At 58.9% G+C, this 14,587-nt stretch carries 13 protein-coding genes and 1 pseudogene; 7 read left to right on the top strand and 7 right to left on the bottom strand.

Going from position 1 to position 14,587, the window contains the following annotated elements:
* Positions 1 to 13 precede the first annotated feature (13 nt).
* From ABVN19_RS26265 to ABVN19_RS26250, 4 genes are all read right to left on the bottom strand, one after another.
* The gene (locus ABVN19_RS26265) at positions 14 to 607 is read right to left on the bottom strand and encodes an HAD family hydrolase (protein WP_105642190.1); all 594 of its coding nucleotides are present in this window, start codon (positions 605 to 607) and stop codon (positions 14 to 16) included.
* Entirely contained in the window at positions 604 to 1,473 is an 870-nt protein-coding gene (gene tesB, locus ABVN19_RS26260; RefSeq protein WP_028944360.1) for an acyl-CoA thioesterase II, read from the bottom strand. Before tesB ends, ABVN19_RS26265 begins: the two co-directional genes overlap by 4 nt.
* A gap of 77 nt (positions 1,474 to 1,550) precedes the next feature.
* Positions 1,551 to 2,120 carry a GNAT family N-acetyltransferase gene (locus ABVN19_RS26255; RefSeq protein WP_028944361.1) on the bottom strand — a complete coding sequence of 190 codons (570 nt, stop codon included), beginning with the start codon at positions 2,118 to 2,120 and terminating at the stop codon, positions 1,551 to 1,553.
* Positions 2,121 to 2,178: 58 nt separating this feature from the next.
* Positions 2,179 to 2,604, bottom strand: coding sequence for an EamA family transporter (locus tag ABVN19_RS26250; RefSeq protein ID WP_028944362.1), 426 nt, complete (start codon positions 2,602 to 2,604; stop codon positions 2,179 to 2,181).
* A 228-nt stretch (positions 2,605 to 2,832) separates the two neighbouring features.
* Here ABVN19_RS26250 and ABVN19_RS26245 point away from each other — a divergent pair, with 228 nt between their 5' ends.
* The 5 genes from ABVN19_RS26245 to ABVN19_RS26225 all read left to right on the top strand — a co-directional run bounded on the left by ABVN19_RS26245 (position 2,833) and on the right by ABVN19_RS26225 (position 8,188).
* On the top strand, positions 2,833 to 4,341 hold the full coding sequence (locus ABVN19_RS26245; protein WP_105642189.1) for a recombinase family protein: 1,509 nt from the start codon (positions 2,833 to 2,835) through the stop codon (positions 4,339 to 4,341).
* Positions 4,342 to 5,012: 671 nt separating this feature from the next.
* Positions 5,013 to 5,384, top strand: coding sequence for a hypothetical protein (locus tag ABVN19_RS26240; protein ID WP_105642188.1), 372 nt, complete (start codon positions 5,013 to 5,015; stop codon positions 5,382 to 5,384).
* Between the two features lie 13 nt (positions 5,385 to 5,397).
* Positions 5,398 to 5,919, top strand: a complete 522-nt coding sequence (locus ABVN19_RS26235) for a hypothetical protein (protein WP_105642187.1) — start codon at positions 5,398 to 5,400, stop codon at positions 5,917 to 5,919.
* A gap of 651 nt (positions 5,920 to 6,570) precedes the next feature.
* A complete protein-coding gene (locus ABVN19_RS26230) occupies positions 6,571 to 6,819 on the top strand; it encodes a hypothetical protein (protein WP_146117334.1) in 249 nt (82 codons plus the stop codon).
* Between the two features lie 640 nt (positions 6,820 to 7,459).
* Positions 7,460 to 8,188, top strand: a complete 729-nt coding sequence (locus tag ABVN19_RS26225) for a recombinase family protein (protein ID WP_105642184.1) — start codon at positions 7,460 to 7,462, stop codon at positions 8,186 to 8,188.
* Between the two features lie 137 nt (positions 8,189 to 8,325).
* Here the strand turns inward: ABVN19_RS26225 and ABVN19_RS26220 are convergent, their stop codons facing one another.
* Positions 8,326 to 9,660 carry a HEPN domain-containing protein gene (locus ABVN19_RS26220; protein ID WP_105642183.1) on the bottom strand — a complete coding sequence of 445 codons (1,335 nt, stop codon included), beginning with the start codon at positions 9,658 to 9,660 and terminating at the stop codon, positions 8,326 to 8,328.
* An 88-nt stretch (positions 9,661 to 9,748) separates the two neighbouring features.
* On the opposite strand from ABVN19_RS26220, the pseudogene ABVN19_RS26215 reads away from it, so the two are divergent.
* Both ABVN19_RS26215 and ABVN19_RS26210 read left to right on the top strand, forming a co-directional pair.
* Positions 9,749 to 10,591 (top strand): annotated as a pseudogene (locus tag ABVN19_RS26215) (histone deacetylase); the annotation flags it as partial.
* Positions 10,592 to 10,740: 149 nt separating this feature from the next.
* On the top strand, positions 10,741 to 11,997 hold the full coding sequence (locus tag ABVN19_RS26210; RefSeq protein ID WP_105642197.1) for a TIGR03862 family flavoprotein: 1,257 nt from the start codon (positions 10,741 to 10,743) through the stop codon (positions 11,995 to 11,997).
* 112 nt (positions 11,998 to 12,109) lie between these two features.
* Here ABVN19_RS26210 and ABVN19_RS26205 read toward each other — a convergent pair whose 3' ends face one another.
* Complete coding sequence (locus ABVN19_RS26205; protein ID WP_028944365.1) at positions 12,110 to 13,441, bottom strand: DEAD/DEAH box helicase; 1,332 nt, start codon at positions 13,439 to 13,441, stop codon at positions 12,110 to 12,112.
* A gap of 75 nt (positions 13,442 to 13,516) precedes the next feature.
* Complete coding sequence (gene yedA / locus ABVN19_RS26200) at positions 13,517 to 14,449, bottom strand: drug/metabolite exporter YedA (protein WP_028944366.1); 933 nt, start codon at positions 14,447 to 14,449, stop codon at positions 13,517 to 13,519.
* Positions 14,450 to 14,587 lie beyond the last annotated feature (138 nt).

The raw sequence follows: 14,587 nt of genomic DNA, 5'->3' as shown, positions 1-14,587 counted from the left end.
CGATTGAATCGCATCAGCCGCGCAGCAACCCCTGCAAGGCCCGGCAATCCGCCGCGTGCCAGTCAGTCAACTCCGGCCAGGGATTGTCCGGTAGGTTGACCAGGATGGTCCTGGCGCCCGCCGCTCGACCGCAATCGAGGTCGAAGCGGTAGTCGCCCACCATGACCATCTCGGTCGGCGGCACATCCCAGGCCTGGGCCAATTTCAGCAAGCCACCCGGATGCGGCTTGGGCGGTGCTTCATCGCGTCCCAGCACGTACTGCTCGGCAAAGCAGTCGGCCAGGCCGATGGCCTCGAGCGTCACGTGGGCCAGCTCGCGGGCGTTGCGGGTCAGGATGCCCAGCTGGCAACCGCGCCCAGCCAGCTCACGCACAAGCTCCACAGCGCCCGCAGCGGCCTGCGAACCGATCGCCAGGTCGCGCTCATGCTCCAGCAACCAGGCGTGCTTGGCCGCAGCCTCTGCTGCAGGCAAGGCGGCCAGGTGGGTGAGGATATCGTCGGCAGGTGGAATCTCCAGCGCCTCGCGAATGGCGGCAAAATCATGCACCGCCACGGTCAAGGTGCCATCCATGTCGAAGACCCAATGACGGATATCGTTCAGGCTCATGCCCAGTCCTTGCGATGACGGATCAGGCCTTCCTGGCACGACGACGCCACCAGTTGCCCGGCCTGGTTGTAGATATTGCCGCGGGAAAAGCCACGGGCGTTTCCAGCCCAGGGGCTGTCCATCGCGTACAGCAGCCACTCGTCTGCGCGCAGGTTGCCGTGGAACCACAGCGCGTGATCGAGGCTGGCGATCTGCATGTCCTTCTGCCACACCGATTTGCTGTGGGGCAGCAGCGAGGTGGTCAGCAGGCCGAAGTCCGAGGCATAGGCCAGCATGTATTTGTGCAATGCAGGTATGTCCGGCAAGGTGCCGTCGGCACGGAACCAGATGTACTTCACCGGATCACCCGGCTTGGGGTCGAACGGGTCTTCTTCAGTGACCGGGCGCATCTCGATCGGCTTGGCACAGAGCATCTTGTCGCGGATCGACTCGGGCAGGCGGTCGGCGATGCGCTGGAACAGCTCCACTTCCGACGGCAGGTTTTCCGGGCCGACCACGGTCGGCATCTGCGTCTGGTGATCGAAGCCCTCTTCGTCGTACTGGAACGACGCACTGCAGGTAAAAATCGGCTGGCCCTTCTGGATCGCCGTCACGCGCCGGGTGCTGAAGCTGCCGCCATCGCGCACGCGGTCAACCGAGTAGACCACCGGCATCGCCGCATCGCCCGGACGCAGGAAGTAGCCGTGCAGCGAATGCACATGACGCGCCTCTTCGACTGTCTGGCTGGCAGCGGACAACGACTGGCCCAGCACCTGGCCACCGTACAGCTGGCGAAAGCCCAGGTCCTGACTACGTCCGCGGAACAGGTTTTCCTCGATGGCTTCCAGACTCAGCAGGTCGACCAGATCGTCCAACACGTGGCTCATTCACAATTCTCCAAAGCTATGCGCAACTGCGACAAATGATACAGGGTTTGTCATTACCCACCCGTATGTTGTGCGATTCAGCCGCGCAGCGTTTGCTGCCATTGGGCCCGGTTGATGCGATACAGCACATGCGGGCGCAGGGGATGGAACTCGGGCAGTTTCGGGTGCAGGAAACTGCCGCCCAGGTCCTGCTGCATGCCGATGGCCTGCATCACCTTCTGTGACGGCAGGTTGCTCTCGGTGGTGAACGACACCACTTGCTCGAGGCCCAGTTGGGCAAAGGCACAACGCAGGCTGGTCCAGGCCGCCTCACTGGCAAAACCCAGGCCCCAATGACGACGCGCCAGGCGCCAGCCGATTTCCACGGCAGGCGTGAAGTCGGCCTGGAAGTTGACGTTGAGCAAACCGGTCATGCCGATGAAGGCACCCGTGTCCTTGCGTTCCAGGGCCCAGAGGCCGTAACCGTATTCATTGAAGTGACCACGAACGCGGCCGATCAGGGCGGCGCTTTCAAGGCGTGTCAGCGGGGCGGGGAAATAGCGCATTACCTGCAGGTCGGCGCACATGGCGGAGAACTCGGCAAGGTCGTCATCCTGCCATTGGCGCAGCACCAGGCGTGCGCTTTCCAGTTCGAGTATCGGGGTCATGCTCGGCTCGCTCCGTATCCACAGCCTGCAGTTTACAGCGTAGGTCCAATCACGGTCGCTAGCGCCATGCCAGCATCACGACGCCTACCGTTACCAGGCTGATCCCCGCCCACTGGCGCAGGTCGAGCCGTTCGCCGAGCAGGGTGACCCCGAGCACGGCGACCAGCACCACGCTGAGTTTATCCACAGGGGCAACTTGCGACGCCTGGCCCAGTTGCAAGGCGCGGAAGTAGCAAATCCAGGAAGCCCCCGTGGCAAGCCCCGACAGCACGAGGAACAGGTAGCCGCGCGGCGAGATCGAGCTCAACGACTGGTACTGGCCGGTGGCGTAGAGAATCAGCGCCAGGCTGATCAGCACCACCACGGTACGCAGCAAGGTGGCGAAGTCGGCGTTGATGCCAGTGATGCCCACCTTGGCAAAGATGGCTGTCAGTGCCGCAAACACGGCCGACAACACAGCCCAGAACGTCCAGGAAGCCAGCATCTTGAGTCCGCCTGTGGAAAAGTCGTTGGTCTGCTTACAAAGTAGCGCAAGGGCACCGGCTGCTGGCAAGATCGGCACCTGACCTGCTCAAGTACCTGCCATGCCCCTGCCGCTGATCTACCACGACGACTACAGCCCGGACTTTCCAGCCGACCACCGCTTTCCGATGGACAAGTTCCGCCTGTGGAAGTGTAAGCTATGCAGTGATAACAATTCGAGCCTACCCCCATGCCCATAGCAGTGCCATATGTCCGTTTCTCCAGCGAACGCCAGAGCTACGGCAGCAGCCTTGATCGCCAAGAAACCCTCGTCGCCAACTGGCTGGCCCATCATCCTGACTACACCCGCTACGAGCGGAAGTTTGAGGACTTGGGGGTAAGCGGCTCCAGCGGCAAACACGTTGAAGCAGGCGAGATGGGTAAGCTGCTGACTGCAATCGATGACGGCCACTTCCCTGCTGGCACGGTCGTACTGGTCGAAGCAATGGACCGCTTCAGCCGGTTGCCACCGATGGACACTCTGAACCATCTTCGTTCAATCGTAGAGGCGGGGATTGACCTCGTGACTCTGGACGATGGTCAACGGTACGACGCGAAGTCTCTGACAAGTAACAGCCTGTTGTATCTGGCGATGAAAGCCCAAGCAGCACACGAATTTGCCACTAGGTTGTCCGACTTCACTGTCGGCTCCTACGCTGAACGGGCCAAGGAAGCAAAAGCTGGAAACTCTATTAAACGACGTAACCCGTTCTGGCTCACCAGTGATGGCGAATTGAAGCAGGATGGGTCCCCAGAAGCACTTGAACAAGTTTTCACAGCCTTCTCTAACGGCACTCCACTGCGCGCCCTCGCAGTCCAGTACGCCCAGTACTTCGGCAACCGCCAGAGCCTCAAGCACGCCTTGAGAAATCCGGCTGCCATAGGCCACTGGCAGCGTACCCTCACTGTCGAGGTAGATGGCAAGAAGAAGCGGATTCTAGGTGAATTAATCCCTAGCGTGTTCAAGCCCGCCGTCTCTGAAGAACTGTTTTACCAAGTACAGAAGCTGCTGGACAACCTAGCCGACCAGCCCCCTACCGTTGCGCGTAAGTTCCCACTGGCTGGTCTGCTGCAATGTGCCGAGTGCGGCGCCAACATGGTGCTTCTTCGCCAGAATGCGCGGCAACAGACAGATGCCGTCCGTTGCTATCGTCGGATGCAGAGCAACGACAAATGTACGAACCAGAAGACTATCCCCGTGCCTGTGGTTGGCTGGTTCTACTGGGAAACTCGCAAACCTCACGCTTTGCGTGCATATCAACGCACCAAGCTGCCCGAGAACACACGCCAGAGGATCAAACTTGAAGGCCACATAGCCCTGCTGGAGAAGCGACAGTCCGCCTTGTGGCAACTGGTGAGCATGGACCCAGATAACAAAGATGCCGTGGCAAGCTACGGTGCCTTGACGGCTGAAAAGAACGGATGCAAGGCAGAGCTGGCATCCCTGCCCATCGTGGGAGATACGCCCGTGGTTAGTATGTTGGCCTTCTACCGTTTCCTGAATGGCGACGCTTTCGCAATCGCCAACCTGCTCCAGCAGGACGGCTATCGGATCATCTGCCACCGGGACGGCACCCTTGAAGTTAACCGCAGTGCAGACGACAACCCAGCAGGCAAAGTGAAGTACGTTGGGTACGCCCGTAAGTACAAGAAATGGACAATCGAGCACCCCGAGGGAGGAACATCGTTAGTTCCGTAACCCTCACTCATAAAGTTGCAGAATGTGCAACTATTTTATGCCGAGCCTATTGACAAAAACGCGTTATGAATGTATTATGGAGACAACTGGTAGAAACAGCTACGCCAGTCCTACGCAATACTCATCGAAGCACTTCCCCTACTGACACGTTTGTAGCCCAGAGCATATTACTGGTGGCTACGACGTACTCCCGTTATCGATCCGGCATCAGAACGATCGGTGATTTGAAGATGCAGACAGTTGTACAGGATGATTCTGGCTTGAAAGGCTCTTGAATCTCAATGTCGCGCCTTGGCCATAGGCTGCAACGAACTTGGCCACCTATTCAAAGATTTGCCCCTGCAACAGGGGTGATAGCCTGTACTTGCCCATAACAAGTACAACTCTGTAATGCCAACCGCCCGCAACCTCATAACCAGAGGCCGGGCTTTTATTGCCCTAAACAAACCGACACATACATACGAGGTAGTTATCATGACAAAGCAACGCCCACTTCGCAAACACACCTGTGAATCTTGCAGCAGGAACTTCTTCAGCCGCTCACCGCTATCAAAGTATTGCTCCGTGCAATGCCAAGTACGTGAATGGCGAGCCCGCAATAAGGCGTCTCAAGAGCAACTTGAAGTAGAGTTCAACGCCCAACAAACCGAGCAACACGGAGGGGTAGCCTGATGATCGAACGCAGCATCTGGCTGGAAGTAAAACGGGACAATGGTGCGATTCTATCGTACTTCCTGGAGCAACCTGGGCTACCGCCCGAATCGGTCTTCTACGTCCCAGCGACGAAGGCAGAACTGGCCTATCTGAACGGGCTCGAAGACGCGATCTTGCCAGCGGGCATGGTGGCCACGCTTTCCGATCTGGAAGCCCACAGGGCAAGGGTTGACCCCAAGGCGACCACATCCACGAAGGCGCCCGCAACAGCCCCAACGAAGGCCGTACAGAGCGCCAGCAAGAGCAGCAACACCCAACCATCAATCGATAGCCAACGAGCCAAGGCGAGCTTTATCGCGGCTCTCAAACAACACCGTTCAAACAAGTAATAAGGAAACTAATATGACCAATGTAACCAACACTTACGGCACAACCGTTGTCGAATTCTTCAAGTACTCTGATGCCGAGTTCCAGCAATTGCTGGACAAACGCACCGAACAGTATCACAAGAGTTCGGAAGGTCTGCATTACAAGGGCTTGTCCGCCAACGTAGACTGGGTTCGTGATACACCACTTGAGGTGGCGTTGATCGAACTACAACACATTCTTAAAGATGGCTTTACTATCGTGAAGGTCGTCACCCAACCATTGTGGTTCAAGGCAATTCTACGCAAGCCGGAAGACGTTATTGCGATCGAACTTCCCAAGTTGGCAGAGCTGGCCCTGGGCGAGTACGAGCAGGAACGCTACCAGCGGAACGTGGCTGAGACTGCCCGCCAAGTGGCCATCAGCGTAGAACGAAGCGAACGACAAGCGGCAGCAGCTGCTGCCAAGGCAGCGGATAAGAAGCGAGCCAGCGACGAGCAGAAAGCCTTGGCAGACCTGCTTAGCGCCTACGCCGAACCAACCGAGGTGGCGGCATGACGCTGCCCACCAAGGCCCTTGGCGTCTCTTTCACAGCGGATGAGTTCCATGGGCTATGCCACTACGCCCGGCGCCACGCGATGCCTGTACCTGACTTCATCGAGTACATGGTCCGGTGCTACATCAACGCGATGCGGGCCGATGAACAGGCCACAGCGAGCAAGAATCGGGGTCGGTGACGGCCCTTGATTTCACCGCACTAAAAAAGCAGAATCGCCCACTTGAAGCGCCCCGCAACCCACGGTGACAAACCTGCCATACAACCCCCGTATTTAAAGGGCCAAACGGCACCAACGCCTACCCACGCCAGTGCGTGCAATCGGTACGGCTAACCGTGCTGGTATAGGAGGTGTAAATGAAGACTCTATGGGCCATCCCCTTCACCGGGTAAGTCATTGCCAGTGAGAACAACAAGTGGAAACATCTGAAGACAAGACTAAGCGGAAGTTTGCTAACTACCTGCTTGCCCCGATATGGAACTACCAGTACTCGGTATTCTACGAAACTCCCGAGGAGAGTAAGAATCTACTGAATGACCAGAAGACATTCCGGCAAGAGATAGGGCGTAAGTTCCCAGACCAACCGTTCTTGGTTCGGGTTCAGAGTTTGCAGAGTCCTAGGCGGGGGAATGTCCGGCAGGCGTACTTGACCATGTACACCACTGATAAGGTGACGGGTCTTCAAGAGCTGGCTGATAAGTGCTTCCCGGTAGCAGTGAATGTTGTCTATCGGCGAGTCACACCAGACTGGTGTGAAGTTAAAGCGAACAAGATTCTGAGCCAGCGGCCCCATGACCTAACCAAGTTGTTCGGTGATGTACGGGTACGCCGGTACGGGGTCATCAATAAGCGTCTGCTGGAAGACATTGAAACCGAAGTTCAAGAACTGGTCATTAATTGACCAGTAACTAATGTGGTTCTGGCGTTGGCCGCGACCACCTGTAGCAGTCGATCCGCTACAGGCGCCCATCCACGCGGCCTGCACTACAGGTGGGTTAAAAGAATTGCCCCACACGCGCTATTCCGCTCGATCACCTCGCAATGCCAGCCGCAAAGCGATGCGAATAGCCTCGGTGCAGATCGTTTTCAGCAGCCACAACACAGCGGGCAGTAGGTACTTCATGGTGTATCTCCTTGGTTGGGTTCGCCCCGAAGTCGGTCGTCACGACCGCTTGCCTGCAACATTGTCACGTGGCTAAAGCCCCTTACCGGCCGAAGTCAAAGGTTTGCAGGCGCCAACGTAAGCGACTCAACCTGGGCGACTTGGCCCGACTTTCCGAAACGGGGTCGAGGCGGCTGCACCATGCCCGTACACCACCTTCTGGGGTGAGACTCAACCTTCTGGGGCGTATTCAAAACCACCCGTTGAGGCGACACACAACCTGTAGGGGCGTTTCCACCCGCAGAGGCGTCCCGCTGCTCAATTACCACTGCCCAGCTCGATCAACCGAGCGGGTTTTACATCATTACAATGGTTGATCGGTCGTTCTAACAGTTGTAAAATGACACCATCAGCAACCCGCAAGGAAGGAATCACCATCATGGAAGTTGTCGCCTACTACCGCGTATCGACCAAAGGTCAGGGCGAATCCGGCCTCGGCCTCGATGCCCAGCGTGAGTACGTGAAGTTCGCCGCCGAGCAGCAAGGGTGGGTGGTGGTGGCTGAGTTTGAAGACGTGGGTATCTCTGGCTCGGTCCACCCGCTGGAGCGCCCAGCAGCCGCCAAAGCGTTCGCAACCGGGCACCCAGTGGTGGTGGCCAAGCTCGACCGGCTGAGCCGCGACGTTGAACACATCGCTGGCCTGATGAAACGCAGCCAGTTCATGGTGGCAACCATGCCCAAGGCTGACACGATGCAACTGCACTTGTTCGCAATGCTCGCTGAACAAGAACGCCGCTTCATCAGCGAACGCACCAAGGCCGCGTTGAAGTCGCTGGAAGCTCGGGCCGCTGGTGGCGATGCAGAGGCCGTCCAGAAGATCAGCAATCGCTCTCAGGCGCTCGCCAAGGGCCGCAGCATGCTGAACAGAACCAAGGGCCACGCCACCCAGCGGCAGCAGGCAGACGACCGTGCAGCACTGGTTAAGGACGCCATCGAGCTATGCGTACTCAAGGGCGCCAGCAGCCTACAGGCAGTGGCTGATTGCCTGATCGAACGCAACATCCCCACCGCCCGTGGTGGTCAATGGTCCCCAACGGCAGTAATGCGTGTGATGCAGCGTCTGGGGCTGGAACTGAACAAGGTCGCCAATGGCCCTGAAGGTGCGTAGGAAGCGATTACAGCGACGTTAGCGGGCGGGACGGCCACCCCCTCAATATTCGCCGATTTTGATCATATGGCGCCGTAGGCGTTCGTAAAGGCGCTTGAGATCGAGCCACACTCAGCTGCATTCCGCCCCTTTTGATATTATATTCTGGCCTCACTGAAGCGGGCATAGAAGTGCGAATAGTTCGTTTTAAATTTTGGAGAACAATGGTACTCCTGAATGCACTCTACCTCTTCTTTAAGTTGAGTACGATTCTGCATTCCCCGGGCCACCATCATTGCGACTTCCATAAGAATGAAAGCAGCCCACTTACTGACATCTACTACATCCGAAAACTCCACGTGCCCGTGCTGAGCATCGTGGACGGCTATACTTCTTAGATCGTAAAGCTCAACCACCCTGCGATCAATAGACTTCCACCCTTCAGGACTAGAGTAACCATAACGACCATAGCACAGCAATGACGTTAGCCCCCTTCTAATTTGGTCGACCACCTTAATCTTGCTCTTCGAGAACATGCACTCAATGCAGCTCCAGTACTTTACAAACTTCATATCAAGACTGGTATCTGCCTGAGCATCAAAGAACCAGTGCAATGCTCGACGCAACGAACACTCAGCATCATTACCGCTACCAGACTGGCTAACTCGAACAAGTTCCTGAAACCACTCGCACTCCAGTAAAGAGGTCGCGTGCTCGGGAGTGAAATCCAGTCGCTGCAAACCATCGAAGCTTGTTTTGAGATTGAGCGTGCGTGAGTCAGCGTCTAGCGAGAACCATGTTACCGCGCCGGGCTTGTAGCTTCCTTCATGGGCTGGAATCAAACGGACTGCCGCTCCACCCCGCTCCAAGCAAGTAGTAAAGGAGAGTGCCAGCATCCCGCATGTGACTTTAACTAAGTCGAAGAAGCGACGCTCTGCGTAATCGGCACTTCCCTTGATCTTAGCAGTTAACCACAGGCCGTGATTCGTCTGTTGCCAAGCGCTACTGATCACAGCATCTAGCCCAACGCTTGATTTCAGCACTTCAAGGCGAGGCTTATGAATAGCCACATTACCAAACTCAAACTTCTCAAGCTCCAGAAGCTCAAGACCGCTTAGAGGCGAGTAGTATTCGTGCACTCTTACAGATTGTGAAACGAGCGACTCGACATCTCTTATATAGTGTGCAAGATCGCCGTTTACATCATCCTCGTACCAACGACCTAGTACAGATTTGCAAGCACTATTGATATCACCCCGCTCAACAAACTCACGACTTGGCAACTCTGCAGCAAGAACTCTCGAAAGCCGGTTGTAACTTTCTACAGCTCTGTCACCGAAGCAAACCTTTGAACCATTTGGTGTTCGAACTTCTCTTCGCAAGCTCTCTATGAAGCCGAACTTCTTGAAGGACGTAACCTCACTCAACAGGTTCGCAGGCTTTAACAACACTTGTAAGTCCGCTTGAGCCGAACGTAACTGCTTTGGCGTCATGGGCTTCGTTCTTGATAGGGTCAGGAACGTCATTATAGTCGGTGGCAAATGGACAGCACCACCGCACCAAGCTTCACTGCACAAGTTGAAATTCAGCCTGCTGCGCGACCACCTTATCGACAGCGGCCTGACCACCGATCAAGCGTTGCTGCGCCCGGACATCTGCCCCAACGACATCCTCGCCCTGGCCCATGACCGCGACTATATCGAGCGCTACATGCACGGCGAACTGTCGCGCGAAGACCAGCGCCGCCTGGGCCTGCCCTGGAGTGAAGCCCTGGCCCGGCGTACCGTGCGGGCCGTCGGTGGTTCGTTGCTGGCGGCCGAGCAGGCCCTGGAGCAGGGCATCGCCTGTCACCTGGCCGGTGGCACCCACCACGCCCACTACGACCACCCGGCAGGCTTTTGCATCTTCAACGACCTGGCCGTGATCAGCCACTACCTGCTCGAAGCCGGACGCGTACACAAGGTGCTGATCTTCGACTGCGATGTGCATCAGGGCGACGGCACCGCGCGCATCCTTCACGACACCCCGGATGCCATTACCGTGTCACTGCACTGCGAGCAGAATTTCCCGGCGCGCAAGGCCCAGAGCGACTGGGACATCCCTTTGCCCCGGGGTATGGGCGACCACGCCTACCTGAAAGTGGTCGAAGACGCCCTGAACTACCTGCTGCCGCTGTACCGCCCGGACCTTGTGCTCTACGACGCCGGCGTCGATGTACACAAGGACGATGCTCTGGGCTACCTGCAACTGACCGATGAAGGTGTCGCCGCCCGCGACGAGCACGTACTGCGCCAGTGCCTGGGCCGGGACATTCCGGTGGTCGGGGTGATCGGCGGTGGGTATAGCAAGGACCGCCAGGCCCTGGCCCGACGCCACGGCATCCTTCACCACAGCGCCAACCGAGTGCTGGGTTACTCACAATGACTGTGGAACCGCCTGTGGATAACCTGAGCGAAAGCCGCCCGAGCCCTTTAACCGCCTGGGCTTGAGTAGGCTGTACGTTTTTTGATCAGTGTTTCCTGGCGATGGGCTGGGGTAGAATGCCGGCTCTTTTTCCCAGCCTGCAGCCGACCATGACCGACACCCGCTCCGCCGACCGCCCACACGTTGCCATTATCGGAGGCGGGCCTGCCGGGCTGATGGCCGCCGAAGTGCTCAGCCAGGCCGGGGTTGCAGTGGATCTGTACGACGCCATGCCGTCGGTTGGACGCAAGTTCCTGCTGGCCGGGGTCGGCGGCATGAACATCACCCATTCCGAACCCTACCCTGCCTTCGTAGCGCGCTATGCCGAGCGCGCCGATTCCATCGCTGAACTGCTGGAAGGCTTCGATGCCGACGTTTTGCGTCAGTGGATTCATGACCTCGGCATCGAGACCTTTGTCGGCAGCTCCGGCCGGGTATTTCCTCGCGACATGAAAGCGGCGCCCCTGCTGCGTGCCTGGCTCAAGCGCCTGCGCGACGCCGGAGTAGTTATCCACACCCGTCACCGTTGGCTTGGCTGGAACGCCGAAGGGGCCTTGCGGATCGGTTATCCACAGGGCGAGTTGACCCGGAGCCCCGCAGCCACGGTGCTGGCCCTGGGTGGCGGCAGCTGGGCACGACTTGGCTCCGACGCTGCCTGGTTGCCGTGGCTTGTGGATAAAGGCGTGCAGGTTGCGCCACTGCAGGCCGCCAACAGTGGATTCGAGGTGCAGGCCTGGAGTGATCTGCTGAAAAGCAAATTCGCCGGGGCCCCGCTGAAGAACATTGCCCTGAGCCTGGCCGGGCAAACGCCACGCCTGGGTGAATGCATCGTTACCGCCCAAGGCCTGGAAGGCAGCCTGGTGTATGCCTGGTCGGCGAAGATCCGCGAGGCCATCAATGCTGGCGGTAGCGCCACAGTACTGCTCGACCTGCTGCCCAACCGCGCTGTGGATAACATTCAGAAGGCCCTGGAAAAGCCCCGGGGCTCACGCTCGATGGCCAAGCACCTGCACAGCCAGCTCGGCCTGGATGGCGTCAAAGCGGCGTTGCTGCGTGAGCTGACCGATGCCTCGACCTTTGCCGACCCGCACTTGCTGGCTCGGGCGATCAAGGCGCTGCCGATCGTGCTGGTGCGCCCTCGCCCGCTGGATGAGGCCATCAGCACGGCGGGTGGGGTTGTGTTCGAGGCGATGGACAAGCGTTTGATGCTCACGCAAGTGCCGGGTGTGTTCTGCGCAGGCGAGATGCTCGATTGGGAAGCGCCGACTGGCGGGTACCTGCTGACGGCTTGTTTTGCCAGTGGGCGTAAAGCGGGGCTTGGGGTGCTGGACTGGATCGCCTCGCAGGGCACACAACTGTCTTCGTAGCCGCTGCCGCCAGGCTGCGATCGATTGCATCGCAGTCACCTTTGAAATTCTACGACCGCTTCGCGGCCGATCGTAGCCTGGCAGCAGCGGCTACGACCCTCCGTGAATAATCTTACGGCTTACGCTTGCGCGGCCCGGTGTTAAAAGTCGGCACCTTGCGTACCGGCTTGGCCGCAGGCGTTGCCGCCGGCGCATCGCCGCTGTCCATCCAGCGGCCCAGGCTGCGCTTGCTGCTGCTTTCCTTGGGCTTTTTCGGTTTCTTCGGTTTCTTCAGCACCTGGCCGCTGGCATCGGTCATCGGCACCTTGTGATCAGGGATGAAATCCGGCTCTTCATGACGCGGCAAGGTCTTGCGGGTCAGGGTCTCGATTGCCGAAAGCAACTGCACTTCATCGGCGCACACCAGCGATATTGCCTCACCCGTGTTACCGGCGCGACCCGTACGGCCGATGCGGTGGATGTAGTCTTCAGCCACGATCGGCAGATCGAAGTTGACCACCAAGGGCAGGTCGTCGATATCCAGGCCGCGGGCTGCCACATCGGTAGCCACCAGGATCTGGATCTCACGGGCCTTGAAGCTGTCCAGCGCACGCTGGCGGGTAGCCTGGGGCTTGTCACCATGAATGCCATCGGCATTGACACCCTGGCCACGCAGGCGCTCGACCAGTTGATCGACGCCGTTACGGGTCTTGGCGAACACCAGCACCTGCTTCCAGCGCTGCTTGCGCAGCAGGTGGCTGAACAGCTCCGGCTTGCGCTTCTTGTCCACCGGTACGATCCACTGCTTGACGGTGCTGGCGGTAACGTTGCGCGGGCTGACTTCGATGCTCAGCGGATCGTTGAGCGTCTGCCCGGCCAGTTGGCGAATTTCGTCGGAGAAGGTCGCCGAGAACAGCAAGGTCTGGCGACGAACCGGCAGTGCGGCATACACCGCGCGCAGTTCTTCGGCAAAGCCCAGGTCGAGCATGCGGTCGGCTTCGTCGAGCACCAGGGCCTGCAGCTGGTTGAACTTCACGGCGTTCTGGCGGAACAGGTCGAGCAGGCGGCCCGGGGTGGCCACCAGCAGGTCGATACCCTTGCGCAGTTTCATCATCTGCGGGTTGATGCTGACCCCGCCATACACGGCGTAGGTGGTCAGTGGCAGGTGCTCGGCGTATTCGCGGATGTTGCTGTGGACCTGCTCGGCCAGCTCGCGGGTTGGCACCAGCACCAGGGCACGCACCGAGTTGCTGGCGACCTTGGCGCCTTCCAGGGTCAGGCGCTGCAGCAACGGCAAGGCGAAACCTGCGGTCTTGCCGGTGCCGGTCTGGGCGGCGGCCATCAGGTCGCGGCCGGCCAATACGGCAGGAATGGCCTGGGCCTGGACCGGCGTCGGGGTGTTGTAGTCCAGGCGCTCGAGCGCGCGCAGCAAGGGTTCAATCAGGCCGAGTTTGGCGAATGTCATAGCGGTACCGTCAGGGGAGTTCAGCAATGGCGGCAGTTTACCTTGTTCGGCCACCGCCTTCCTGACAAACCTCGATCACTTGCACAGCTCGCCTTGCACCTGGGGTTGCGGCTTGGCTGCTTCGGCAGCCGGCTTGCGCCACTGCGGCAGACCAATCAACACCACTGCACCGATGATCACCGCCATCGCCACGCACTCTTCAAAACCGATTTGCTCGCCGGCAAACACGATGCCGAGCATCACCGCCACCGCCGGGTTGACGTAGGCATAGCTGGTGGCCGCCGCCGGACGCACGTGCTTGAGCAGGTACATGTAGGCGCTGAAGGCCAGGATCGAACCAAAGAACACCAGGTAGGCCAGCGCGCCCCAACCGGCGGCTGTCGGCATCTGGGTCATGCGCTCACCGCTCAGGGCACTGCCCAGCAACAGCACGACACCGCCCACGAGCATTTCTGCGGCACTGGCCATCGGGCCCTGTGGCAGCGGCAAGGTTTTGCTCCAGACCGAACCGAAAGCCCAGGACGCGGCGGCAAACAGGATCAATGCAGCGCCTGCGGGGCTGGCTTGCAGGTTCGACCCAAGGTTGAGCATGGCAATGCCCACCAGGCCAAGGATGATCCCGGCCCATTCGAGGCGAGTGTTGCGATGGCCCCAGAACAAGCCGAACAGCAAGGTGAACAGCGGCACGGTTGCCACCGCCAGGGCCGCGACACCCGAGGCCACGCCGGCATGTTCGGCCAGGGTCACACCACCATTGCCACAGCTGAGCAACAGCACCCCGATGATGCCGGCGGCGCGCCATTGCGGCCAGGTGGGTGCCGGCACACCGCGCCAGCGCAGAAAACCGTACAGCAAGCTACCTGCGATGACGAAGCGCACCCCCGCCATCAGCAGCGGTGGCCAGGACTCGACACCAATTCGAATGACCAGGTAGGTCGAACCCCACACCAGGTACAAGGCGAGAAAGGCGCCGATCAGCACCAATGGAAAACGACGAGAGGCAGGCATGGGGGCTCGAGTTTTAATTGTCGGGGGATTAGTTTAGAAAGGCGTGACCGCAAACTTAAGTTACAAAACCTGTTTAAACGGGCAGTACACTTTCGAAAGCACGTTTCTTCAGGCCCATCACCATTGAATCCAAACCCA

Source organism: Pseudomonas vranovensis (genome assembly GCF_040438935.1).
Taxonomy (GTDB): Bacteria; Pseudomonadota; Gammaproteobacteria; order Pseudomonadales; family Pseudomonadaceae; genus Aquipseudomonas; species Aquipseudomonas vranovensis.
The sequence above is the reverse complement of the archived record's forward strand: the minus strand, read 5'-3'. Positions and strand labels throughout refer to the sequence as shown.